This is a genomic window from Streptomyces sp. NPDC039480, assembly GCF_055597165.1.
Genome location: NZ_JBVITX010000010.1, coordinates 89,969 through 113,137, shown reverse-complemented (window position 1 = coordinate 113,137; position 23,169 = coordinate 89,969). Strand labels below are relative to the sequence as shown.

General features: G+C 70.4%; 19 protein-coding genes and 1 pseudogene. 9 read left to right on the top strand and 11 right to left on the bottom strand.

Annotated elements, in window-relative coordinates:
• Positions 1-37: 37 nt before the first annotated feature.
• Together ACZ56E_RS28635 and ACZ56E_RS28630 are read right to left on the bottom strand one after the other, a co-directional pair.
• Positions 38-472 (bottom strand): ComF family protein, encoded by a 435-nt coding sequence (locus tag ACZ56E_RS28635; protein WP_471218835.1) that lies wholly within the window; start codon positions 470-472, stop codon positions 38-40.
• Positions 473-933: 461 nt separating this feature from the next.
• Positions 934-1,887 carry a DNA-processing protein DprA gene (locus tag ACZ56E_RS28630; RefSeq protein ID WP_468562280.1) on the bottom strand — a complete coding sequence of 318 codons (954 nt, stop codon included), beginning with the start codon at positions 1,885-1,887 and terminating at the stop codon, positions 934-936.
• 375 nt (positions 1,888-2,262) lie between these two features.
• On the opposite strand from ACZ56E_RS28630, the gene rlmN reads away from it, so the two are divergent.
• The 5 genes from rlmN to ACZ56E_RS28605 all read left to right on the top strand — a co-directional run bounded on the left by rlmN (position 2,263) and on the right by ACZ56E_RS28605 (position 8,345).
• Positions 2,263-3,369, top strand: coding sequence for a dual-specificity RNA methyltransferase RlmN (gene rlmN / locus ACZ56E_RS28625; RefSeq protein ID WP_365364085.1), 1,107 nt, complete (start codon positions 2,263-2,265; stop codon positions 3,367-3,369).
• Between the two features lie 237 nt (positions 3,370-3,606).
• Entirely contained in the window at positions 3,607-4,701 is a 1,095-nt protein-coding gene (locus ACZ56E_RS28620; RefSeq protein WP_471218537.1) for a thiamine ABC transporter substrate-binding protein, read from the top strand.
• On the top strand, positions 4,677-6,365 hold the full coding sequence (locus tag ACZ56E_RS28615) for an ABC transporter permease (RefSeq protein ID WP_471218535.1): 1,689 nt from the start codon (positions 4,677-4,679) through the stop codon (positions 6,363-6,365). Before ACZ56E_RS28620 ends, ACZ56E_RS28615 begins: the two co-directional genes overlap by 25 nt.
• Positions 6,365-7,393: an ABC transporter ATP-binding protein gene (locus ACZ56E_RS28610; protein WP_471218534.1), complete on the top strand. Its 1,029-nt coding sequence runs from the start codon at positions 6,365-6,367 to the stop codon at positions 7,391-7,393. The genes ACZ56E_RS28615 and ACZ56E_RS28610 overlap by 1 nt, the downstream gene beginning before the upstream one ends.
• A 124-nt stretch (positions 7,394-7,517) precedes the next feature.
• Positions 7,518-8,345: a maleylpyruvate isomerase family mycothiol-dependent enzyme gene (locus tag ACZ56E_RS28605; protein WP_471218532.1), complete on the top strand. Its 828-nt coding sequence runs from the start codon at positions 7,518-7,520 to the stop codon at positions 8,343-8,345.
• 63 nt (positions 8,346-8,408) lie between these two features.
• On the opposite strand, the gene ACZ56E_RS28600 is transcribed toward ACZ56E_RS28605, so the two are convergent.
• From ACZ56E_RS28600 to ACZ56E_RS28575, 6 genes and pseudogenes are all read right to left on the bottom strand, one after another.
• The gene (locus ACZ56E_RS28600; RefSeq protein WP_471218530.1) at positions 8,409-9,614 is read right to left on the bottom strand and encodes an LOG family protein; all 1,206 of its coding nucleotides are present in this window, start codon (positions 9,612-9,614) and stop codon (positions 8,409-8,411) included.
• Positions 9,615-9,650: 36 nt separating this feature from the next.
• On the bottom strand, positions 9,651-10,055 hold the full coding sequence (locus ACZ56E_RS28595) for a VOC family protein (protein WP_468611415.1): 405 nt from the start codon (positions 10,053-10,055) through the stop codon (positions 9,651-9,653).
• Positions 10,056-10,187: 132 nt separating this feature from the next.
• The gene (locus ACZ56E_RS28590; protein ID WP_471218529.1) at positions 10,188-11,420 is read right to left on the bottom strand and encodes a hypothetical protein; all 1,233 of its coding nucleotides are present in this window, start codon (positions 11,418-11,420) and stop codon (positions 10,188-10,190) included.
• A 299-nt stretch (positions 11,421-11,719) separates the two neighbouring features.
• Positions 11,720-12,442, bottom strand: a pseudogene (locus ACZ56E_RS28585) (ABC transporter ATP-binding protein); the annotation flags it as partial.
• Between the two features lie 198 nt (positions 12,443-12,640).
• Complete coding sequence (locus ACZ56E_RS28580; RefSeq protein WP_404754710.1) at positions 12,641-14,020, bottom strand: aspartate aminotransferase family protein; 1,380 nt, start codon at positions 14,018-14,020, stop codon at positions 12,641-12,643.
• Positions 14,005-14,550, bottom strand: coding sequence for an Lrp/AsnC family transcriptional regulator (locus tag ACZ56E_RS28575; RefSeq protein WP_398308633.1), 546 nt, complete (start codon positions 14,548-14,550; stop codon positions 14,005-14,007). The genes ACZ56E_RS28580 and ACZ56E_RS28575 overlap by 16 nt, the downstream gene beginning before the upstream one ends.
• Positions 14,551-14,715: 165 nt before the next feature.
• On the opposite strand from ACZ56E_RS28575, the gene ACZ56E_RS28570 reads away from it, so the two are divergent.
• From ACZ56E_RS28570 to ACZ56E_RS28560, 3 genes are all read left to right on the top strand, one after another.
• Complete coding sequence (locus ACZ56E_RS28570; protein ID WP_468611413.1) at positions 14,716-16,155, top strand: gamma-aminobutyraldehyde dehydrogenase; 1,440 nt, start codon at positions 14,716-14,718, stop codon at positions 16,153-16,155.
• A gap of 171 nt (positions 16,156-16,326) precedes the next feature.
• A complete protein-coding gene (locus tag ACZ56E_RS28565; RefSeq protein ID WP_471218526.1) occupies positions 16,327-18,930 on the top strand; it encodes an MXAN_6230/SCO0854 family RING domain-containing protein in 2,604 nt (867 codons plus the stop codon).
• A gap of 144 nt (positions 18,931-19,074) precedes the next feature.
• Entirely contained in the window at positions 19,075-20,238 is a 1,164-nt protein-coding gene (locus ACZ56E_RS28560; RefSeq protein ID WP_471218524.1) for a polyamine ABC transporter substrate-binding protein, read from the top strand.
• Between the two features lie 13 nt (positions 20,239-20,251).
• Here ACZ56E_RS28560 and ACZ56E_RS28555 read toward each other — a convergent pair whose 3' ends face one another.
• From ACZ56E_RS28555 to ACZ56E_RS28545, 3 genes are all read right to left on the bottom strand, one after another.
• Positions 20,252-20,725, bottom strand: coding sequence for a hypothetical protein (locus ACZ56E_RS28555; RefSeq protein WP_471218522.1), 474 nt, complete (start codon positions 20,723-20,725; stop codon positions 20,252-20,254).
• A 44-nt stretch (positions 20,726-20,769) separates the two neighbouring features.
• Positions 20,770-21,933: a serine hydrolase domain-containing protein gene (locus ACZ56E_RS28550; RefSeq protein WP_471218520.1), complete on the bottom strand. Its 1,164-nt coding sequence runs from the start codon at positions 21,931-21,933 to the stop codon at positions 20,770-20,772.
• A 147-nt stretch (positions 21,934-22,080) separates the two neighbouring features.
• Positions 22,081-22,452 (bottom strand): winged helix-turn-helix transcriptional regulator, encoded by a 372-nt coding sequence (locus ACZ56E_RS28545; protein ID WP_471218518.1) that lies wholly within the window; start codon positions 22,450-22,452, stop codon positions 22,081-22,083.
• A 78-nt stretch (positions 22,453-22,530) separates the two neighbouring features.
• On the opposite strand from ACZ56E_RS28545, the gene ACZ56E_RS28540 reads away from it, so the two are divergent.
• Complete coding sequence (locus ACZ56E_RS28540; protein WP_471218516.1) at positions 22,531-23,169, top strand: NADPH-dependent F420 reductase; 639 nt, start codon at positions 22,531-22,533, stop codon at positions 23,167-23,169.

Genomic DNA, 23,169 nt, shown 5'->3' with positions numbered 1-23,169 from the left:
GGAAACGCGCGAACATGCATGCGATCAAGGCAACTGGCTACCCGGACTGTTGGAAGGTTAGGTCGAAGGGATCTTCCATCTTGCGCTTATGTACAACGCAGTGGTTGAGTTCAAGGCCGCGGCCAGATAGTCCGGAAACGAAATCCCGAGAATTGCTCCAGTCGGCTCTCAACTGACGACCGAGAGTTAACCCGATGACTGACCTAGCGCCTTGCGCCTTCAGTGCGTGAGCTGCGCTCCCCATAGTTCCACCAGTGGTGAAGGTGTCGTCCAGAATAAGTATTCGCTTGCCCCTCACTGTGGGGCTAGCGGCGAATAGATTTGGGACTATCTGACTTCGCCTGGAGCCTGCCGGAGAGGCGTGCACTTTCGTGAGAGCGCCTTTGGTCCACTGGGCGGAGAAGTCGCTGACTCTATTTACCACTTCATCCAGATGGCTTATGCCATCTCGGGTAGAGGAGTGTGAAGGCATCACTATCTGGAGGTCGAACTTACCCCCATAGCGGTTTTCGATACATGATAAGTGCGTGTGCATGAAGTTCCAAAGTAATGAACCTAAAGGCACACGCAACCATGACTCGGCTGGCTCATTTTTTGCCCGCCATAGGACGCCCTCGAATCCGTCGTGTAGCGAGTAGCATATAGGGACGAGTCCGTCGAGAACTTTTGACAGGTTGAAGCGACAGGCGTGACAGAAATCATAAGGTGTTCCTAGTGGCCCAACCGGGGTGGGAGTTCTGCACAGGGAGCATGTGCCGCTATCGCTATCTAAAACGGATGGAGCCACCTGCTGCTCTTGCAGCCACCGCACCCATCCCGCAGTACCCCAACCCTCACCGCGTGGACGTACGAAACGACGGTATGACAACCCTCAACCCCCTGCCTGGACCCGACCCCAATGAAAGGTTAAGGGCATAGCCAGTCATGGGGCAATCAGTTGGCGTCGAGGAGGAGTTGAGTCGGGGTCATGGAGGTCGCAGTGGCGCCCACTGGGTCACGGAGAATATCGATCATTTGTTCGGATTCGCTCACGGCGGTTGCGCGCTGGGAGTCAATCATCTTGCGGGCCCAGGGCTGCTTGTCGACGAGAGACTGGAGCAGTAGGACGTGTCGCCCCTGTTCGCTCGCAATGCGCGCCTGCATCTTGGCCCCGGAAGTGCTTGATGCCTCGATTACTACGCTGCCCAGGCTAATCCCAGATGTGACGTGATTTCGGCGCGGGAAGGTGTCCCGGCCTGGAGGGCGCGATGGCCAGAACTGCGAAATTAGGAGCCCTCGGTCGGCTACCTCATCGGCCAAGCCTCGATTTTCCTTTGGGTAGCACTTCGTGATCCCGGTCCCCACAACCGCGATCGTCCGACGATCGAAGTGGAGGGCGGTTCGGTGTGCCTCTGTGTCTACACCGCGGGCCAGGCCGGAAGAAATAGCGAAACCGGCTTCGCTTAGCTCCCGTGCGACCCTCCGTGCACGCGATAGGCCGATGTCCGTTGCGTCGCGAGTTCCGACCACAGCCACTGATCGAGCATCTGCCTCGTAGTCGAGTTTTCCTCGATAGAAGAGGAACGGTGGGAGGTCTGGAACGGTTCGCAAATTTGCGGGATAATCTGCATCAAGAACGGTGACGAGTTGGGCGCCGACTTTTGCGGCTCGTTGCAACTCGTCGTCGATGCGTGTCAGGTGGGTGTCGAGGGGCTGTTCTAGAAGCGCTTGCCGAAGGATGGTCGTGGCCTTGCGAGCTGCGGGTGACTCTTCCGGAATGAATCCGTCGCACATGCTGTCAAGGTGACCGGTCAAGGCGCCCCTGGCGAGGACCGACCAGTCGACGCTCTTGCCCTCGGTGCGGAGAGAGCAAAGCGCTAAGAGGCGGTAGCGTGCTTCATCGATCATCGTCTTCTCCTTCTACTCAAAGATCACTGTTCGAAGGATCGATAGCTCAAAGTTTAGGGGGCCAGTGGGGCGAAGAGCCATAGATTCGCTTGACCTACTCACGTGAGTAGGCACTTTCGAGTGGTATCGGCCCTCCAGCATGCTGAGCCGGCGCCCGTCACCTCAGCTGAGACTCCTGTCACGGTGTGGAGCGCTGGCCTTCGTGCCAGGGGCTGAGTAGGCCCACAAGGCTTTTGGCCAGCTCAGCAAGCGAACGCCGGGCCGTCTGCGGGCCGTCGAAGGACAGCCAACAGTAGCCAGCAACGACCAAGGATGGCCGTCACCCGTGTGCAGTGACCTGGCCCGACTTCGGCCGTCTGCGACACTGGAAGGACCATGCCTGTACCCGGAGAACTCACTTTCGTCGCGCCCCGCGGTGCCAAGAAGCCCCCGCGGCATCTCGCCGACCTCACGCCCGCCGAGCGCAAGGAAGCCGTCGCCGCCATCGGCGAGAAGCCGTTCCGTGCCAAGCAGCTGTCGCAGCACTACTTCGCGCGGTACGCGCACGACCCGGCCGAGTGGACCGACATCCCCGCCGGTGCGCGCGACAAGCTCCGCGAGGCGCTGCTGCCCGATCTGATGTCCGTGGTGCGGCACATCAGCTGTGACGACGACACGACCCGCAAGACGCTGTGGCGGCTCTTCGACGGGACGCTCGTCGAGTCGGTCCTGATGCGGTACCCGGACCGGGTCACCATGTGCATCAGCTCGCAGGCCGGGTGCGGCATGAACTGCCCGTTCTGCGCCACCGGACAGGCCGGTCTCGACCGGAACCTGTCGACGGGCGAGATCGTGCACCAGATCGTCGACGGTATGCGCGCACTGCGCGACGGTGAGATCCCGGGTGGACCCGCCCGGCTGTCGAACATCGTCTTCATGGGCATGGGCGAGCCGCTCGCCAACTACAAGCGCGTGACCGGCGCCATCCGCCGCCTCACCGATCCGGAGCCGGACGGCCTCGGGCTCTCGCAGCGCGGGATCACGGTGTCGACGGTGGGGCTCGTGCCCGCCATCCACCGGTTCTCGGACGAGGGCTTCAAGTGCCGCCTCGCGATCTCGCTGCACGCGCCGGACGACGAGCTGCGCGACACCCTCGTGCCCGTCAACACGCGGTGGAAGGTGCGGGAGGTCCTCGACGCCGGCTGGGAGTACGCCGCGAAGTCGGGCCGTCGCCTCTCCATCGAGTACGCGCTGATCCGCGACATCAACGACCAGGCGTGGCGAGGTGACCGGCTCGGCCGGCTCCTCAAGGGCAAGCCGGTGCACGTGAACCTGATTCCGCTGAACCCCACGCCGGGCTCCAAGTGGACGGCGTCGCGGCCCGAGGACGAGAAGGCGTTCGTGGAGGCCATCGCCGCCCATGGTGTGCCGGTCACGATTCGGGACACCCGGGGTCAGGAGATCGACGGAGCGTGCGGCCAGCTCGCCGCGGCCGAGAGGTAGTCTGACGGGCGTACTCCCTCGTGGGAGTGCGTGCACACATCTGCATATTCCGACAGGGGAGCGCCACAGCGCTGAGAGTGCGGCACCTTGGACAGGTGGGCCGCAGACCCTCTGAACCTCGCCCAGGTCATTCTGGGTAGGAAGTTCGGGCATCACTCAAGCTGTAGCGCCCTGCCCGCGTGCCACCGGCCCGCGGGCGGGGCCGCGTCTCTTCCTGGTCACCCAGGAGGAAAACCAGTGAGCACCAGGGGCACCACCAAGAAGGTTTCGTTCATCGCCGTCGCGGTGGGCGTCGGGCTCGTCGCGGTCTCCGCGTGCGGCGGCTCCGACAGCGGTTCCGGAGGGTCCGACTCCAAGAGCGTGACGCTCGTCAGCCACGACTCCTTCAACGTCTCCAAGGACGTACTGAAGGACTTCGAGAAGCGGTCCGGCTACAAGGTCAAGGTCCTCAAGGACGGTGACGCGGGCGCCGCCGTGAACAAGGCGATCCTCTCCAAGGACAACCCGCAGGGCGACGTCTTCTTCGGCGTCGACAACACCCTTCTCTCGCGGACGCTCGACCACGGGCTCTTCCAGTCGTACGAGGCCAAGGGCGCGGAGAAGACCAAGCCGGAGTTCCGGGTCGACCGGGGCAAGCACCGGGTGACGCCCGTCGACAGCGGCGACATCTGCGTGAACTACGACAAGAAGTACTTCGCCGGCAAGAAGCTGGCGCCGCCCAAGTCCTTCGACGACCTGATCGAGCCGCGGTACAAGAACCTGCTCGTCACCGAGAACGCCTCGACCTCCTCGCCCGGCCTCGGCTTCCTGCTCGGCACCGCCGCGAAGTACGGCGACAAGGGCTGGGAGAGCTACTGGAAGAAGCTCAGGGCCAACGGCGTGAAGGTCGTCGACGGCTGGGAACAGGCCTACAACGAGGAGTTCTCCGGGTCCGCCGGCGGCAGGAAGGCCAAGGGCGACCGGCCGCTCGTCGTCTCCTACGCCTCCTCGCCGCCCGTCGAGGTCCTCTACGGCGAGCCGCGGCCGAAGCAGGCACCGACCGGCGTCGCGACCGGCACCTGCTTCCGCCAGGTCGAGTACGCGGGCCTGCTGAGCAACGCGAAGAACACGAAGGGCGGCAAGGCGCTCCTCGACTTCCTCGCGGGCAAGGAGTTCCAGGAGGACATGCCGCTGAACATGTTCGTGAACCCGGTGCGCGAGGGCATCAAGCTGCCCGAGCTGTTCACGGAGCACGGCGTGACCGTCGACAAGCCGCAGACCATGGACCCGAAGAAGATCGCCGACAACCGCGAGCCGTGGATCAAGTCGTGGACCTCGCTCGTACTGAAGTGAAGGGGCGCCCCGTGAAGGGGCGCTCGCGCGGAAACGCGGCGCGGCTCGGCCTGCTGGCCCTGCCCGTCGCGTTCTTCGCGCTCTTCTTCGCCTATCCGGTCTCGGCGATCGTCGCGCGCGGGCTGCACGTCGACGGCGCCTGGCAGTTCGGCCGGATCGCGGATGTGCTCGGGCAGTCCGACATCCGGCACGTGCTGTGGTTCACCACCTGGCAGGCGCTCGCGTCGACCGCTCTCACGCTGCTGATCGCGCTCCCCGGCGCGTATGTCTTCGCGCGCTTCGAGTTCCCCGGAAAGGGGCTGCTGCGGGCCGTCGTCACCGTGCCGTTCGTGCTGCCGACCGTCGTCGTCGGGACGGCCTTCCTGGCGCTGATCGGGCGGGGCGGGCTCTTCGACGAGCTGTGGGGCGTACGCCTCGACACCACCGTCTGGGCGATCCTCCTCGCGCACGTCTTCTTCAACTACGCGGTCGTCGTACGCACCGTCGGCGGGCTCTGGTCGCAGCTCGACCCGCGGCAGGAGGAGGCCGCGCGGATGCTCGGCGCGTCCCGCTGGACGGCCTGGCGGACCGTGACGCTGCCGGCGCTCGGCCCGGCGGTGGCCGCCGCCGCGCTCATGGTCTTCCTCTTCACCTTCACCTCCTTCGGCGTCGTGCAGATCCTCGGCGGACCCGCATACTCCACGCTCGAAGTGGAGATCTACCGGCAGACCGCGCAACTGCTCGACCTGCCCACGGCCGCGGTCCTGACCCTCGTGCAGTTCGCCGCGGTCGGACTGATCCTCGCCGTCCACGCGTGGACGGCGCGGCGGCGCGAGAGCGCGCTGCGGCTCGTCGACGCCTCGGCGGTGGCGCGCAGGCCGCGCGGCGCCGGGCAGTGGATGCTGCTCGGCCTCGTCATGGCGACGGTCGCCCTGCTGATACTGCTTCCGCTCGCGGTTCTGGTCCAGCGCTCGTTCGACGGTCCCGACGGCTTCGGGATCACCTACTACAAGGAGCTGACCTCGGCGGACGGCGGCGCCTTCCTCGTGCCGCCGATCGAGGCGGTCTGGAACTCGCTGCGGTACGCGGTCGTGGCCACGGCCATCGCCGTCGTCGTCGGTGGGCTCGCCGCCGCCGCGCTCACCCGCCGTGCGGGCCGGCTCGTCCGCGGTTTCGACGCGCTGCTGATGCTGCCGCTCGGGGTGTCGGCGGTGACCGTCGGCTTCGGCTTCCTGATCACCCTCGACGAGCCGCCGCTCGACCTGCGGTCGTCCTGGATCCTGGTGCCGCTCGCCCAGGCGCTGGTCGGCGTGCCCTTCGTCGTACGCACCATGCTGCCCGTCCTGCGCGCGGTGGACGGACGGCTCCGCGAGGCGGCGGCCGTGCTCGGCGCGTCGCCGCTGCGGGCCTGGCGGGAGGTGGACCTGCCGATGGTGCGGCGGGCGCTGCTGATCGCCGCCGGGTTCGCCTTCGCCGTGTCGCTCGGCGAGTTCGGGGCGACCGTCTTCATCGCGCGGCCCGACAACCCGACGCTGCCGGTCGCCGTGGCGCGGCTGCTCGGCCGGGCCGGTGACCTCAACTACGGGCAGGCGATGGCCCTCTCGACGATCCTCATGGTGGTGTGCGCGGTGTCTCTGCTGCTCCTGGAACGCGTCCGGACCGAGCGGACCACGGGGGACTTCTGATGACGAACCCCTTGCTGAGTCTGCGGGGCGCGACGGTCCGCTTCGGGGCGCGTGCGGTGCTCGACGCCGTCGACCTCGACGTCGGCGAGCACGAGATCGTCTGCGTGCTCGGGCCGAGCGGCAGCGGCAAGTCGACGCTGCTGCGGGCGGTGGCCGGGCTGCAGGGGCTCGACGCGGGGCAGGTGCTGCTGGGCGGCCGCGACCAGCGCGGGGTGCCCGCCCACAAGCGGGGCGTCGGCCTGATGTTCCAGGACCACCAGCTCTTCCCGCAGTGCGACGTGGCGGGCAACGTGGCCTTCGGGCTCCGTATGCACGGCGCCTCGCGCGGTGAACAGGCCGACCGCGTCGCCGAGTTGCTGGAGCTCGTCGGTCTGCCGAAGGCGCAGCGGCGCGCGGTGGCCTCGCTGTCCGGCGGCGAGCAGCAGCGGGTCGCGCTGGCGCGTGCGCTCGCGCCCCGCCCGAGCCTGCTCATGCTCGACGAGCCGCTCGGACAGCTCGACCGCTCGCTGCGGGAGCGCCTCGTCGTCGAACTCCGCGAACTCTTCGACGAGTTGGGCACCACCGTGCTCGCCGTCACGCACGACCAGGGCGAGGCCTTCGCGCTCGCCGACCGCGTCGTCGTCATGCGGGACGGGCGGATCGCCCAGTCCGGCACGCCCCTTGAGGTGTGGCGGCGCCCGGCGGACGAGTTCGTGGCCCGTTTCCTCGGCTTCGACAACATCGTCCGGGGGGTGGTGACGGGCGGGGCCGCCGACACGGTGTGGGGCAAGATCCCGGTCCCCGAGGGCGCCCCGGCCGGGCAGCGGAAGGTCCTGGTGCGGCCCGCCGGAGTGCGGCTCGTCCCCGCCGCCGAGGGGCTGCCGTGCGCGGTGACGGCGCGCACCTTCCGCGGCACCCACGTCGCCGTGCACCTCCAGCCGAAGGAAGGGCCGCGCCTGGAGGCGGCGTGCGCGCTGCGCCGGGCGCCGGAGGTGGGGGAGACCGTGGGTGTCGCGTTCGACGCGGCGGATGTGGTGGTGCTCGGCTGAGAGGCCGGGGCGCGGGGGTTGGGGGTTTCAGGAGCTGGGCGCCGGGGGCCTGGGAGCTTCAGGCGCAGGGAGCCGGGGGTGAAATGCAGGTGCCGCCCCTGCGATGTCGATCTACTGTTCGACCATGACGACACTCAGCCACGAGCGCTACTGCGACGAAGTCGCCCGGCAGATCGACCTCTTGAGGGCCACGCTGACCGGCGCCGACCTCTCGGTCACCGTGCCGACCTGCCCCGACTGGACGCTGGCCCAGCTCGTGCGGCACACGGGCGGCGCGGTGCGCTGGAGCGAGCGCCTGGTCGCGACACGGGCCGAGAAGGATATTCCGGAGGAGGACATCCCGGAGCTCGACGGTCCGGGTGTCCCCGGCGGTCCGGAGGCCGACGACCCGGTCGCCCTCGACGCCTGGCTGGCCCGGACCGCCGAGCTCGGCGCGAACACCTTCCGCGCCGCGGGCGCCGACGCCCCCGTGTGGTCGTGGTCCGGCGACCATCGCGCTGGCTTCTGGGCCCGCCGCATGACGCACGAGCTGGTGATCCATCGCGCGGACGCGGCCATCGCCGCCGGGGTCGCGTACGAGGTCGAGCCGGACGTCGCCGCCGACGCGATCGACGAATGGCTGGACCTCGTCGCACTCGCGCAGCGCACCGATCCGGAGGACGGCGCGGCGGAGCTCAAGGGTGGGGGACGCAGCATCCACCTGCACGCGACCGACGCCCCGGACGGCATCGAGGGCCCCGACGGCCTCGGCGCCGAGTGGCTGATCGAGTTCGGCGACGAGGGCTTCACCTGGCGGCGCGGCCACGCGAAGGCGACGGTCGCGCTGCGCGGCCCGCTCACGGAGGTGCTGCTCGCCTTCTACCGCCGACGCCCGCTGGACAGCGGACGCGTGGAGGTCCTGGGCGAGCGGGCGCTGCTGGACTTCTGGCTGGAGCGGGCGTCGTTCGTGTGACGGCCGGTCATGGCCGTGCGGCAGGTGTCGTTCGAGTGGCAGGTGTCGTTCGGGTGGCGGCGGTCAGGGCCGGGCGGTGGGCGTAGGCGTCGCGCCCAGGGTTCGCAGGGCGGCCGGGGCCTCGTCCACTTGGTCCACCAGGGCGATCCGCGACTCCATCGGCCTGCCGTGCGCCAGTGACTGGAGCAGGGGCCACACCGGGAGGTGTTCCGTCCAGTGGGCGCGGTCGACGAGGACCATGGGGGTGGGTTCGCCGCGCGACTCGTAGTAGTTGGGGGTGGCGTTGTCGAAGACCTCCTGGACCGTGCCGGCGGCGCCGGGGAGGAAGACGACGCCCGCGTTCGACCGGGCGAGCAGGCCGTCCTCGCGGGTGGCGTTGGCGAAGTACTTGGCCAGGTGGGAGGCGAACGCGTTCGGCGGCTCGTGGCCGTAGAACCAGGTCGGGATGCCCACCGAGGCGCCGCCGTCCGGCCAGCGCTCGCGGACCGCGAAGGCCGCCCGCGCCCACTCGGTGACCGACGGCGTGAACGACGGGGCCTTCGCGAGGAGTGCCAGGGCCTCGTCCAGCGCGGTGTCGTCGAGGGGGGCCGTGTAGGCGCCGAGGTTCGCCGCCTCCATCGCGCCCGGGCCGCCGCCCGTCGCGACCGTGAAGCCCGCGCGGGCCAGCGCGCGGCCGAGCCGCGCCGCTCCCGCGTAGGACTCCGTGCCGCGGGCCATCGCGTGGCCGCCCATGACGCCCACCACGCGGGCGCCGACGAGGAGTTCGTCGAGGGCGTCGGAGATGGAGTCGTCGTGGATGGCGCGCAGCATCGACGACAGGACGTCGCCGTCGGCCTTGGTCCGCTGGAACCAGTGGTACGCGTGGGCGTCCGGCGTCGACTCGTACCCGCCGTCGGCGAGGCCCGTGAACAGGTCCTCGGGGGAGTACAGCAGTCCGCGGTACGGATTGAACGGCAGACCGGGGACCGGCGGGAAGACCAGCGCGCCACCGGCCCGCACCTTCGCCGCCGCGTCCTCCCGCATCGGGCAGCCGAGGAAGACGGCGCCCGACACGTCGGCCGCGAGGAGCGCGGAGGTGCGCTCCGTGAGGTCTATGGCCTGGACGCGGCGGCCCGCGAGGGTCCCGCGGCCGAGGACCTCGTCGAACTCGGCGAGGGTCTCGATCTCACGGTCGGTCTCGTGGTCGACCTGGTGGTCGAGCTCACGGGCGATGTCGCGGCCCTCGCCGGGGGGTTCCGGGGCGGACGCGCGTTCGGGAGTCGGCTGCATCCGCCCATGCTAAGCAGGGCACCCACCGGGGCTCGCTCAGCCCTGGACCTCCGAGGGGTCCATCCACATGACCTCCCAGGAGTGGCCGTCCAGGTCGTCGAAGCCGCGGCCGTACATCGTGCCGTAGTCCTGGACCTTGCCGGCCTTGCCGCCGGCGGCGATGGCCTTGTCGACGAGCTCGTCGACCTTCTCGCGGCTCTCGGCGCTCAGACAGATCAGCGTCTCGCTGGTCTTCGTGGAGTCCGCGATCTCCTTCTCCGTGAAGTTCGCGTAGTGCTCCTTGCTCAGCATCATCGCGACGATGGTGTCGCTGATGACCACGGACGCGCAGTCGTCGGTCGAGAACTGTGGATTGATCGTGTAGCCGAGCTCGGTGAAGAACTTCTTCGACGCGGCGACGTCGGACACGGCCAGGTTCACGAAGATCATCTGCTGGTACATGAGTGTCTCTCCCAGTGAGTGCGTGTGCCTTACGGAGGGTTAGACATCCGTTCGACACAGAACTCATCGTCCGCCGCGAACTTTTGCCCGCGAATTTTTCGAGCGAGCTTTTGAACCCCTGCGGCAGGGGACTCAGCGCGCCAGCGGCAGCGCGGCCAGCTCGGCGACGAGCCAGGTCAGCGGGCCGAAGACGGCGAACAGCGCGCCCGCGCGCAGCGCCGCCGAACCGCGCAGCACCGTCGCGGGGGCCCCGAGCCGCAGCAGTGCGGCCGTCGTCTCCGAGCGGTCCTGTCTGGCCTCGACGGCCGCCGTGGCCAGCGTCAGCACGGCGCACCCCGCGACGAGCAGCCCGCCGAGCGCGGTGAGCGGGCCGACCTCGGGGCGCGGGCCCGCGTACAGCACGATCGAGGCGTACGCGGCCGAGGCCACCGCGCACAGCACACCGAGCGGTCGGCCGACGCGCCGCGCCTCCTCTTGGAGGACGCGCCCGGCGAGCAGACGCATCGCGCCGGGCCGCACCGCCTGAAGCAGCCGGCCGCAGAGGTAGGTGAGGCCCGGGCCGGCGAGCATGAGGCCGAGCGCGGTCAGCGCCCAGCCCGCGAGGACGCCCACCGGGTTGCCGTCGGCGCCGACGCCCGGCATGGGGACGCCGGAGCCAGGGCCGCCGCCGGAGCCGCTCGCGTACGTCTCCACGGCGAGGCCCGCCGCGAGGAGTGCGACACCCCAGGGGAGGCCGCTCGGCGGCGGGGCCGGGGCGTCCGGGTCCGTGTCGCCCACGGGCTCGGAGCCGGGCTCCTTCTCCGTGGCGTCACCCGTGGCCTTGCCGGTTGCCTTCCCCGTGGCCTTCCCTGTGGCCTTCGCGGGGCGCGGCCGCAGCGCGAGGGCGCTCGCCGCCGACGCGGTGATCGGTACCACGGCGAGCAGGGTGAGGGTCCCGGCGAGCGGCAACGGCCGCTCGGAGGCGAGCAGTTCGGCGGCGGCCCCGTCGAAGGGCAGCCCCGAGACGTCGCCGCGCAGGTGCAGGAAGAAGAGCAGCGCCACCATGGAGCCGAGTACGCAGGCCACGGCCGTGGAGATCGTGGCGAGCACCATCAGGCGGGTGGGGCCGAGGCCCACCGCGGAGAGTCCGCTGCGCGGCCGGGTGGCGGGGTCGGTACGGGCCACGGCGACGGTGAAGTACACGGTGGCGGTGATCGGGGCGAGGCACCACGCGAGGCGCAGCACGGCTCCGGCGCCGGGGTGCTCCAGCGCGTACGCCATGGTGCACAGCAGCAGGAAGCCGGTGCCGGCGGACGCGGCGGCGACGAGGAGGCGCCGCAGCTGGACGAGCGGGTGCGCGCCGCGGGCTAGACGGAGAGCGAGCACGCGGCCCGGCCTTCCGCGTTGACGACGGAGGAGGCGCTGACAGCGCCGGTGGCCCCGAGGGCGCTCGTGGTGCTGGCGGGAGGTGGGGTGCCCGGGGCGCCCGGGGCGCTAGCGGTGCCCGCGGTGCCCGCGGTGCTCACGGTGCCCGCGGTGCTCACGGTGCCCGCGGTGCTGACGGTACGGGAGGAGACGGCCGGCGCCTCCGTGCTCGGCGTGCTCGGCGCGCTCGGCGCTTCCGCCGTGTGCGACGTGCTCACCTCGACCGGCGCCTCAGGCGAGCCCGAACCCGCACCCGCACCCGAACCGGCACCCGCACCCACCCCCTCCCCAGCCGGCAGATGAACCGTATGCACGCGTCGCCCGTCCAGCAGCGTCACGGTCCGGTCCGCGAGGGCGGCGACCTCCGCGTCGTGTGTGGCGAGGACGACGGTGATGCCGTGCGAGCGGGCCGCCGTCGTCAGGGTGCGCAGCGCGTGCGCGCGGTCGGCGCGGTGCAGGGGAGCGGTCGGCTCGTCCGCGAAGAGCACGGACGGCGTGGTGACCAGGGCGCGGGCGATGGCGACGCGCTGGCGCTCGGCCTGCAGCAGGGCGTGCGGGCGCTTACGGGCGCACGCGCCGATGTCGAGGCGGTCCAGCCACTCGTGGGCGGTGGACTTGGAGACCCGGCGGGAGGTGCCGCGCAGCATCAGCGGCAGGGCGACGTTCTCCCAGGCGGTGAGTTCGGGGACGAGACGCGGCGCGGGGTCGATCCAGCCGAAGCGGTCGCGGCGCAGCCGTTCACGCACGAGGGGGCGCATCGTGTGGACGGGGGTGCTGTTGAACCACACTTCGCCCTGCTGAGGGAGCAGCATCCCGGACAGGCACCGCAGGAGTGTCGTTTTGCCGCAGCCGCGCGGGCCGTTGACGGCGAGGATCTCGCCCTCGCGGACACCGAGCGAGACGCCGGTGAGGGCGGGGGAGCCGTTGTGTGTGACGTGCAGTGCGCGTGCCCACAGCACGTCGTTGTCCGGCGGGGCCACCATGGCGTACACCTCGGTTCAGATCAGTTTGCCTCCCCCGTACGGGGGAACGAAGGCGGGGCCGATCGGTCACTGGGCACGCTAGGGATTCCGGTGCGCTCGCCCGGAAAGGACGCGGCCCGGGGGCGCCCGTTCTCACTCGAACGGGTGCCCCCGGGGCCGGTGTTGATCACTCGATCATACGACGGGCCTGACGGCCGGTCAGAGCTTCGTCCACGCCTCCGTGAGCACCTGGCGCAGGATGCCCTCGATCTCGTCGAAGGTCTCCTGCGTGGAGATCAGCGGCGGGGCGAGCTGGACGACCGGGTCGCCGCGGTCGTCGGCACGGCAGTACAGGCCGTTGTCGTACAGCGCCTTGGAGAGGAAGCCGTACAGGACGCGCTCGGTCTCCTCGTCGTTGAACGACTCCTTGGTGTCCTTGTCCTTCACCAGCTCGATGCCGTAGAAGAAGCCGTTGCCCCGGACGTCGCCGACGATCGGCAGGTCGAGGAGCTTGCGCAGGGTCTGGTAGAAGGCGTCCTCGTTGTCGAGGACGTGCTGGTTGAGACCCTCCTTCTCGAAGATGTCGAGGTTGGCGATGCCGACCGCCGCGGACACGGGGTGGCCGCCGAAGGTGTAGCCGTGCAGGAAGGTGTTGTCGCCCTTGTAGAACGGCTCGGCGAGCTTGTCCGAGATGATGCACGCGCCGATCGGGGAGTAGCCCGAGGTCATGCCCTTGGCGCAGGTGATCATGTCCGGTACGTAACCGAACTTGTCGCAGGCGAACATCGTGCCGAGACGGCCGAAGGCGCAGATGACCTCGTCGGAGACGAGCAGCACGTCGTACTTGTCGCAGATCTCGCGCACGCGCTGGAAGTAGCCGGGCGGGGGCGGGAAGCAGCCGCCCGCGTTCTGCACCGGCTCCAGGAAGACGGCGGCGACCGTCTCCGGACCCTCGAAGAGGATCTCCTGCTCGATCTGGTCGGCGGCCCAGCGGCCGAAGGCCTCGGGGTCGTCGCCGTGGATCGGGGCGCGGTAGATGTTGGTGTTCGGTACCTTGTGCGCGCCCGGGACGAGCGGCTCGAAGGGGGCCTTCAGGGCCGGCAGGCCGGTGATGGACAGGGCGCCCTGCGGGGTGCCGTGGTAGGCGACCGCGCGCGAGATGACCTTGTACTTCGTGTGGTTGCCGGTGAGCTTGTGGTACTGCTTCGCCAGCTTCCACGCGGTCTCGACGGCCTCGCCGCCACCGGTGGTGAAGAAGACCTTGTTGAGGTCGCCCGGCGCGTAGTTCGCGAGGCGCTCGGCGAGCTCGACGGCCTTCGGGTGGGCGTAGCTCCACACGGGGAAGAAGGCCAGCTCCTGGGCCTGCTTGTAGGCGGTCTCGGCGAGCTCGTGACGGCCGTGGCCCGCGTTGACGACGAAGAGGCCGGAGAGGCCGTCCAGGTACTTCTTGCCCTTGTCGTCGTAGATGTAGGTGCCCTCGCCACGCACGATGGTGGGAACGGGCGCGTTCTCGTACGACGACATGCGGGTGAAGTGCATCCACAGGTGGTCGTAGGCGGTCTGGCTGAGGTCCTTGCTCACGGCTATCGGGTTCCCCACATATAGGTCTGCTTCTTGAGCTTGAGGTAGACGAAGCTCTCGGTGGAGCGCACGCCGGGGAGGGCGCGGATGCGCTTGTTGATGACTTCGAGCAGGTGGTCGTCGTCTTCGCAGACGATCTCCACGAGGAGGTCGTGCGAGCCCGCGGTCATCACCACGTACTCCGCCTCCGGCATGGCGGCCACGGCGTCCGCGACCGGGTCCACATCGCCCTCGACATCGATGCCGACCATCGCCTGCCTGCGGAATCCCACGGTGAGCGGGTCCGTGACGGCGACGATCTGCATCACGCCCTGGTCGAGCAGCTTCTGGACGCGCTGGCGCACGGCCGCCTCGGAGAGGCCCACGGCCTTGCCGATGGCGGCGTACGGACGGCGTCCGTCCTCCTGGAGCTGTTCGATGATCGCCAGTGAGACGGCGTCCACGGGCGGGGTGCCGTTCCCACTGCCGCTCCCGCCCGGATTACCGGTGCGTGAGCCGCGAGGGCTGCTGGGGTCTGCGCTGCGACTTGCCACGACCTCACTGTGCACGACGTCTCGTCACTTCCGCAAGGCCAGATCGATGAAATTCGTTGTCTACGACTCCGATCCTCACGGATTCCGCAGTTCTGGGCCGCTGGGTATGTTGAAAGCGTCGGTACAGCGACTAGGGTGGGTGTCTCATCCACTGGACATCTGACTTGGAGGGCCGCGGAAGTGACCACCGAGCTGCGCCGTCTGCGCAACTACATCAACGGAGAATTCCGGGACGCGGCCGACGGACGGACCACCGAGGTCATCAATCCGGCGACCGGCGAGGCGTACGCCACCGCGCCGCTCTCGGGCCAGGCCGACGTCGACGCCGCCATGAAGGCCGCCGCCGACGCGTTCCCCGCCTGGCGGGACCTGACGCCCGCCGAGCGGCAGAAGGCCCTGCTCAAGATCGCCGACGCGTTCGAGGAGCGGGCCGAGGAGCTCATCGCGGCCGAGGTCGAGAACACGGGCAAGCCGATCGGACTCACCCGGTCCGAGGAGATCCCGCCCATGGTCGACCAGATCCGCTTCTTCGCGGGCGCGGCCCGGATGCTGGAGGGGCGCGCCGCGGGCGAGTACATGGAGGGTCTGACCTCCATCATCCGCCGCGAGCCGATCGGTGTCTGCGCGCAGGTCGCGCCGTGGAACTACCCGATGATGATGGGCGTGTGGAAGTTCGCCCCGGCGCTCGCGGCGGGTAACACGGTCGTCCTGAAGCCGTCCGACACCACCCCCGCGTCGACCGTCCTGATGGCCGAGATCATCGGCTCCATCGTGCCGCCCGGCGTCTTCAACGTCGTGACGGGCGACCGCGACACCGGCCGGCTGATGGTCGAGCACAAGACCCCGGCGATGGCCTCCATCACCGGCTCCGTGCGCGCCGGCATGCAGGTCGCCGAGTCCGCGTCCAAGGACCTCAAGCGGGTCCACCTGGAGCTCGGCGGCAAGGCCCCGGTCGTGGTCTTCGAGGACACCGACATCGCCAAGGCCGTCGAGGACATCTCGATGGCGGGCTTCTTCAACGCCGGCCAGGACTGCACGGCCGCCACGCGCGTGCTCGTCCACGAGTCCATCCACGACGAGTTCGTGACGGCGCTCGCCAAGGCCGCCGCCGACACGAAGACCGGCCAGCCGGACGACGAGGACGTGCTCTACGGCCCCCTCAACAACGCCAACCAGCTGAAGCAGGTCTCCGGCTTCATCGACCGGCTGCCCGCGCACGCGCGCGTGGAGGCCGGTGGCCAGCGGGTCGGCGAGAAGGGCTACTTCTTCGCGCCGACCGTCGTCTCCGGCCTCAAGCAGGACGACGAGATCATCCAGAACGAGGTCTTCGGCCCGGTCATCACCGTCCAGTCCTTCACGGACGAGGCGCAGGCCGTCGAGTACGCGAACGGCGTCGAGTACGCGCTCGCCTCCTCCGTCTGGACGAAGGACCACGCGCGCGCGATGCGCATGTCCAAGGTCCTCGACTTCGGCTGCGTCTGGATCAACACGCACATCCCGCTCGTCGCCGAGATGCCGCACGGCGGCTTCAAGAAGTCCGGCTACGGCAAGGACCTCTCGGCGTACGGCTTCGACGACTACACGCGCATCAAGCACGTGATGACCTCGATCGAGGGCTAGTACCTCTGTGGCCTGGGCCAATTGAGATGCCGGGCCCCACCGCCCCCGCGTACCGTTGCGTACGCGGGGGCGGCTCCGTGGTGTGCTTCCTTCTTTTTCTTCTCTGCAAAAGATCCGTAGCGCACCCACTCCCCGCCCCCGCTTTTCTCTGCACCACGGGGGTGGGACCTGATGACGACGACAACGACCGACGAGCTCGCCGCGCTGCTGCTGCGCCGTCGGCAGAGCGTGTACGTCCCCGAAGGCATCGGACGGTCCGCGGCGACCGACGCCGCGGTCGTCGTCCTCGAAGCCGAACTCGCCGACCGCGGGCACCTCCTGACCGCCCCGCTGCGCCGCGCCCTGACCGCGCTCTCCGTGGACGACCTCGCCGCGACCGGGCGCGAACTGCTCGCCGACGTCGACGCGCTGATGGGCTCCGACCGGCACCACGCCCCGCTGTTCGCGCGGTTCCCCGCGGAGACCGCCTACCAGCCCGCGTACGACCGCTACACCACCGTCGTCGCTCAGTACCTCGCCGCCCAGCCGCACCAGCCCTGCATGAACTGCGCGGGCACCAAGGCACGCGTGCGCGCGCTCGACCCCTGCGCCCACCTGCTGTGCGACGCCTGCCTCGGCGGCAAGAGGACCGTCTGGTACTGCTGCGACCAGTGCTGCGAGTGGTACACCTGCCCGATCTGCGAGCAGCGCTACGAGACCGACGGCCCCACCGACCCCTGGCTCGACACCGGCGCCGGTCTCGGCGGCGACGGCGGCCCCGTCCTGCGCGCCCTGCGCCTCGGCGCCCCCGGCGACGCCGCCGCCGAGCTCACCGCGCTGCTCGCCCGTCGCACGCCCCTGAACCCGCAGGACCACGACGACCTCGTCCTGCTCCTCGGCCGCCTGGACCCGGCGACCGCGGCGGACCGGCTCCCGGCCGCCATCCCGCTGCGCGAGAGCAAGGCCCTCGCCCTCGCGCCGCTGCTCGACATCCCCGACGCGCGCCCCCTGGTCGCGCGGTACGCCGACACGGCCACCGACGTGCTGCGCCTGCTCGTCGTACGTTCCGGGGGCGACCCCGACCTGCTCGAACTCCCGCGCCTGCGCGGCCTCCCGCGTCCCGTCCGCCGGGAACTCCTCGCCCTCCTCGACGGGTTCGACCTCCGCCGCCTGGCCGAGGACATGGCCCGCCACCCGCGCGCGTGGCAGCGGGTCGGCGAAATACTGCACCCCTTCGAACAGGCCCACCGGCACGCGCGCGTGGCGCTCGCCTTCGCCGCCCTGCGCGGGACACGCGTGCGCGACGGGGCGCTCGGCGAGGTGCTGCTCGCCGAGGCCGCCCGGCACGACGCCGTGCGCCTCACCGGTGACCGGCTGCGCGTCGTCACCTGGCAGGGACGCGTCGAAGAGGCCCTCGCGCACTGGGACGTCGAAGCGGCGGTACGACTCCTGCGCGAGCGCCCCGGTGAGCTCCTGCGCCGGCTCGACCTGCTGCTCGCCCGCTCCGGCTCGACGACCCTCCCCGGCACGGTGGGCGACGCGCTCGCCGACGCCCTGCCGCGCTCCGGCCCCGGGCCGCTGCTCGGCGCGTATGGCCGCATGAAGATCCGCGCCGTGCCGGGGTACCGCCGCGTCTTCTTCCCGCGCGGGCGCGTCACCAAGGCGTACGCGGTCGAGGACCACCGGCCGCCGCTGCCGCCCCGCGTCGCGGGCCGCGCCGGCGAGCTCATCGCGGCGGAGGCCGTCCGGCGCCTCGCCGCCCGCGAGGGGGAGCGGTACGAAGTGGCCGTCCTGGACGCCGCGCTCGCCGACCTGCCCGTGCCGTTCGCCGAACGCGCGTCCGCCGCCTCGCTCGTCGCCGTGCCGCGCGGCAGCTCCCTGCCCATGCCCGCGGACAGCGAGACCGTGCGGCTCTTCCTGCACTGGACCCAGCCCAAGGGCACGCGCGTCGACCTCGACCTGTCCGTCGCGCTCTACGACGACCAGTGGCGCTTGGTCGGCCTCTGCGACTACACGCAGCTGGAGCACGCGGGCGGCGCCGCCCGGCACTCCGGCGACCTGACCTCCGCGCCCGCACCGCACGGCGCCACCGAGTACCTGGACCTCGACCTGCCCCGGCTCGTGAGCACCGGGGTGCGGTTCGTCGTGCCCGCGGTCCTCTCGTACAACGACGTGCCCTTCGACGAACTGCCCGACGCCTTCGCCGGGTTCATGGCGGTGCAGGACAAGGAGCGGGCCGTCTACGACCCGCGGACCGTGCGGCAGCGCTTCGACCTCGGGGGCGACGCGAAGCTGCGCGTGCCGATGATCGTCGACCTCCGGACGCGGCACGCCTGGTGGGCGGACGTCACCCTCGCCACCACGGGCGCCGGCCACGACGTGTGGCGCTACCGCAAGCAGATCGGCCGCATGGGCAACGATCTGCTCGCCACCTTCGAGCCCCGCGGCCGGGCCACCCTGTGGGACCTCGCCTGCTGGACGGCGGCGGCCCGCACCGACGGCGAGGTGTACGTGCGCGGCCGCGGCCACGTCCTGTGGGGCTACCGCCGGGCCGATGACGAGCCGCGCGCCGACTTCGCGCTGCGCGTACGGGACGGCTGGGAGCCGGACTCCCTGTGCGCGGAGCCGGAGTTGACGGACCGCGCCGCCCTGCTCGCGCTGGTGGACGGCGACCTGCCCGGCGCGGCGGGCGCCGCATCCGGCACGGCGTACCGCCTGTACCCGGGGCCGGTCGACGCCGCGCCCCTGGAGCGGGTCACCGCGGGCGACCTGGCGGCCTGGCTCGACCCCGCGTGACGCGCCCCGACTGATCGACAAGGTGTCGGCTCCTCGCCGCGGGGCTCGACGCTGCGTCCATTGCCGCGCCCGCGCGCCGAGGCGCATGCTGCCGGGGTGCGAGCGAACCCCAGAGCCTCCTCGGCCCGACCGACAGCCCGTCCGATGCACCGCCGTTCCTTCATGCGCGCCCTGGGCGGCGGTGCGGCCGCCGGTGTGCTCGCGGGGTGCGGGGTGCCCGCCGCGTACATCGAGCCGGGGGAGCGGGCCGCGGACGACCGCTCCCGCAAGGACAAGAAGCTGGCCTTCGCCAACTGGCCGCTCTACATAGACACCGATGACAAGGACAAGACGAAGCGCCCCTCGCTGGACGCCTTCGAGAAGCGGACGGGGATAGACGTCCGCTACACGGAGGAGATCAACGACAACGACGAGTTCTTCGGCAAGATCAGCCCGTCCCTGATGAACCACCAGGAGACCGGCCGGGACCTCATCGTCATCAGCGACTGGATGTGCGCACGCTTCGTACGGCTCGGCTGGGTGCAGGAGATGGACCGCGCACGTCAGCCCAACGTCACCAAGTACCTCGACCCGCTCCTGCGGTCACCGCACTTCGACCCGGGCCGGAAGTACACCGTCCCCTGGCAGTCGGGCATCACCGGCATCGCGTACAACAAGCGGAAGCTCGGCCGGGAGATCAAGCAGGTCTCCGACCTGTGGGCGGACGACCTCAAGGGCCGGGTCACCCTCCTCTCCGGCCTCGACGAGGCGTTCGCGCTGCTGCTCCAGGGCGACGGCGTCGACATCAGGAAGTGGACGGCGGACGACTTCCACCGGATGTGCGACAGGGTCGAGAAGATGGTGGACAGCCACCACATCCGCCGCTTCACCGGCAACGACTACATCAAGGACCTCTCCAGCGGCGACGTCCTGGCCTGTCAGGCCTACAGCGGCGACGTCATCCAGCTCCAGGCGGACGACCCGGACATCGAGTTCGTCGTCCCCGAGGAGGGCGCGGAGCTGTGGGCCGAGTCCCTGATGGTCCCCAACCTGGCCCGCCACAAGCGGAATGCCGAGCGGCTCATCGACCACTACTACGAACCCGAGGTGGCGGCGGAGCTCGCCGCCTGGGTCAACTACGTCTGCCCCGTCCCGGCCGCCCGCGACGTCCTCGCCTCCGCCAAGGACAAGGAACTCGCCGCCCTCGCCGAGGACCCGCTGATCTTCCCGGACGACGCGATGCGCGAACGGCTCGCCATCGCACGCGACATCACGTCGAAGGAGCGCACGGAGTTCGCGAAGCGGTGGAATGCGCTGGCGGGGTTGTGAGCGCGGGCCGGTGCTACCCGGAGCGGCGGCGTCCGCGCAGGGCCTTGCGGAGGTCCTCGGCCGCGTAGGTGACGTGCAGCCGCCAGACCTCCAGCTTGTTCTCCACTCTCGACGCGGCCTTCCGCCACTTGAACCACGGTGGCAGCTGACGGAACGGCACGAACGTCAGTGTGTCGTCGACGGCGGTCTCGGCGAAGCCGCCGTGGCCCTCCGCCCGCAGGGCGGCGTACAGCTCCGGGGTCAGTTCACCGTTGAGGCGCGCCGCGTGGCCCGCCGCGGTGAACGCGAACCCGCGCTGGCCGGGGTCCGCCAGCCGCATCGCCTTGATGATGCGCGGTGAGACCTCGGCCAGCGTGCAATTGAGGGCGAGTCCGATGACCGCTGTACCGAGACGCGGGTCGCCGCGTTCGTAGGCCGCGTCCCAGTCGGCCGGATCGTCGATGCGCAGCAGCCCTTCGCCGCTCTCCCAGTCCCACGAGCACACCATGTCCGACCTCGAGTCTCTGTTCGTTCGTCGCCCGGCGCGCGGGCTCAGCGGAGTGCGGCCGCGACTATGCGCTGGGCCACCGGGTGAATGTCCTTGCCCTTCGCGTCGGTGGCGTTGACCGAGTACACGAGGGTACGTGAGCCGTTCTCCGTGGAGGCGATGATGTTCGTGTAGCCGTAGCGAGAGCCGGTCTTGAACCACAGCACCTTGTCGCCGACCTCCGTGCGCTGCAGACCTGCTCCGAAGGCGGGTTCGGGGGTGCCCGGTGCGAGGCGGGGCAGCGTGAACATCTCCTTGAGCTGCGGCTGCGGCACGACCTTCCCCGCGAACAGGGCCTGCGTGAACCTCTCCAGGTCGGCCGTCGAGGAGATCATGTCGCCGGCCGCGAAACGGTCGTACTGGTTCCACTCGGTGACGTCCACGAGGCGCGTGGTGCCGTCCGCCTGCTCCCGCTTCTGGTAGCCGCGGTTGTGCGGGCCGCGGATGCGGGGGTCGGTACCGGGAAAGTACGTGTCGCGCAGCTGGAGCGGCCGGAAGATCCGCTGGGCGGCCTGGTGGGCGTACGAGTCGTCCGTGACCTTCTCGATCAGCAGGCCGAGCACGGTGTAATGGATGTTGCGGTAGTGCTGCTCGTCGCCCGGGTCGTGCGCCGGGCCCTTGGCGATGGCGGAGGCGACGACGGTCCGTGGGTCCAACGTGTCGTAGCGGTGGGCGAATTCGTCGTCGAAGCCGTCGCCCGCCTCGAGACCGCTGGTGTAGTTGAGGAGACTGCGTACGGGGATGGGCTTGAACTTCTCCGTGAACAGGCCCGGCAGGTAGTGCTGGACGGGCCTGTCGAGGTCGATCCGGCCCTCGGCGGCCAGCTGCAGCACGACGGCCGCCGTCACGATCTTGGTCGTCGACCCGGCCCGGAATCGGCCGTGCGGGTCGGCCTTCCGGCGCGTGTCCAGGTCGTGCACGCCCGAACTGCCGCGCCAGGTGCCGTCCGTGCCGCCGACCCGGACGAGCGCGGCGGTCGCATCGGCGTTCGGCAACCCTTTGATCGCGTCGCGCAGGGCCTTGCTGTCGGGTCTGTTCGCCGTGGTGTCGGCCGAGGCGGTGAGGGTGGTGGCGGGGGCATGCGCGGGGTGCGCGAGCGCGGGGGCGGCCGCGGCGCCGGTCAGGCCGAGGACGAGGGCGGCGGCGAGAGCGGCACGGGCGGGTGACATCACGGCGACTCCTGGGGCGGTCGTGGTGGACTGACGCCATCCTGGTGGCCGCGGAGGCAGGGCGGATCGTCGGCGGGGAGAAGCTGGACCCTGGAGACCGTCGGGGGCGACAGGCCGTGACATCAGGGGCGTCGGCCGGGTTTACCCCTAGGGGGATCGCTCGTGGTCGGCGTCGGCCCGCTCCTGTGCCGCCATGACCGCGTCTCCGTGCTCGTACGCCCATGCCCCGAAGCCCTCGATGGGTCCGAGCAACGTCCGGCCGAGCGCGGTCAGTTCGTACTCGACGCGCGGCGGTGACTCGGCGTACGACTCCCGGGCCACCAGGCCGTTGTACTCGAGGCGTCGCAGTGTCTCCGTGAGGATCTTGGGGCTGATGCCGCCGATGCGCTCGCGCAGCTCGCGCGGGCGGCGCGGGCCGTGCCGCAGGGACCACAGCACCACGGCGTTCCAGGTGTTGGCGAGCAGGTCGAACGCGAGGCGGGCGCGGCAGTCGGCGAGGAGGTCGTGTTCGGCGGTCACTTACCGAATGGTGCCCGAGCGGCTTCCTACTGTCGTCCTTGATTCCGGTGACCGAGCCGGACGACGAGGGGAAGCGGCATGCGGATCGGCATCATCGGCACGGGTGGCATGGCGGACGCGCTCGGCACGCGGTGGGTGCGGGCGGGTCACGAGGTCATGGTCGGCGGGCGCGACGAGGGCGCGGCGGCCTCGCTCGCCGCCCGGATCGGTGCCGTGCGGCACGGCGCGGTCCGGGCGGCGGCGGAGTTCGGTGAGGCGGTACTGCTCGCGCTGCCGTACGCGGCCGGGGTCCCGGTGGCGGCAGGGGTGGCAGCCGCCCTTCGGGGGCGGGTGCTGATCGACTGTTCCAATCCGGTGGGTCCGGGCTTCGCCCTTCTCACGGAGGCGGACGGCGGTCCCTCGGCGGCCCGCCGCCTCGCCGACGCGGCGCCGGGCGCGCACGTGGTCAAGGCGTTCAACCTCTGCCACGTGGACGTGTGGCGGATGGACCCGCCCGTGTTCGACGGGCGCCCGCTGGCGGTTCCGGTCTGCGGTGACGACGAGGGCGCGCGAGCTGTCGTACACGCGTTGGTGCGGGACCTCGGCTGCCGCCCGCTCGCCGCCGGCGGCCTCGAGCGGGCGGGACTGCTGGAGGCGACGGCGGCGCTGGTGATCGGCCTCTGGGTGGGGGAGGGGGCGGACGCGCAGGCGATGCTGCCGCCCCTCCGGTCTGCCTGA

Excerpts from the sequence above, each read along its gene's own strand:
- ACZ56E_RS28635 (WP_471218835.1), bottom strand. The coding sequence starts at position 472 with ATGCCTTCACACTCCTCTACCCGAGATGGCATAAGCCATCTGGATGAA.
- ACZ56E_RS28630 (WP_468562280.1), bottom strand. The coding sequence starts at position 1,887 with ATGATCGATGAAGCACGCTACCGCCTCTTAGCGCTTTGCTCTCTCCGC.
- rlmN (WP_365364085.1), top strand. The coding sequence starts at position 2,263 with ATGCCTGTACCCGGAGAACTCACTTTCGTCGCGCCCCGCGGTGCCAAG.
- ACZ56E_RS28610 (WP_471218534.1), top strand. The coding sequence starts at position 6,365 with ATGACGAACCCCTTGCTGAGTCTGCGGGGCGCGACGGTCCGCTTCGGG.
- ACZ56E_RS28605 (WP_471218532.1), top strand. The coding sequence starts at position 7,518 with ATGACGACACTCAGCCACGAGCGCTACTGCGACGAAGTCGCCCGGCAG.
- ACZ56E_RS28600 (WP_471218530.1), bottom strand. The coding sequence starts at position 9,614 with ATGCAGCCGACTCCCGAACGCGCGTCCGCCCCGGAACCCCCCGGCGAG.
- ACZ56E_RS28595 (WP_468611415.1), bottom strand. The coding sequence starts at position 10,055 with ATGTACCAGCAGATGATCTTCGTGAACCTGGCCGTGTCCGACGTCGCC.
- ACZ56E_RS28565 (WP_471218526.1), top strand. The coding sequence starts at position 16,327 with ATGACGACGACAACGACCGACGAGCTCGCCGCGCTGCTGCTGCGCCGT.
- ACZ56E_RS28560 (WP_471218524.1), top strand. The coding sequence starts at position 19,075 with ATGCACCGCCGTTCCTTCATGCGCGCCCTGGGCGGCGGTGCGGCCGCC.
- ACZ56E_RS28555 (WP_471218522.1), bottom strand. The coding sequence starts at position 20,725 with ATGGTGTGCTCGTGGGACTGGGAGAGCGGCGAAGGGCTGCTGCGCATC.
- ACZ56E_RS28550 (WP_471218520.1), bottom strand. The coding sequence starts at position 21,933 with ATGTCACCCGCCCGTGCCGCTCTCGCCGCCGCCCTCGTCCTCGGCCTG.
- ACZ56E_RS28540 (WP_471218516.1), top strand. The coding sequence starts at position 22,531 with ATGCGGATCGGCATCATCGGCACGGGTGGCATGGCGGACGCGCTCGGC.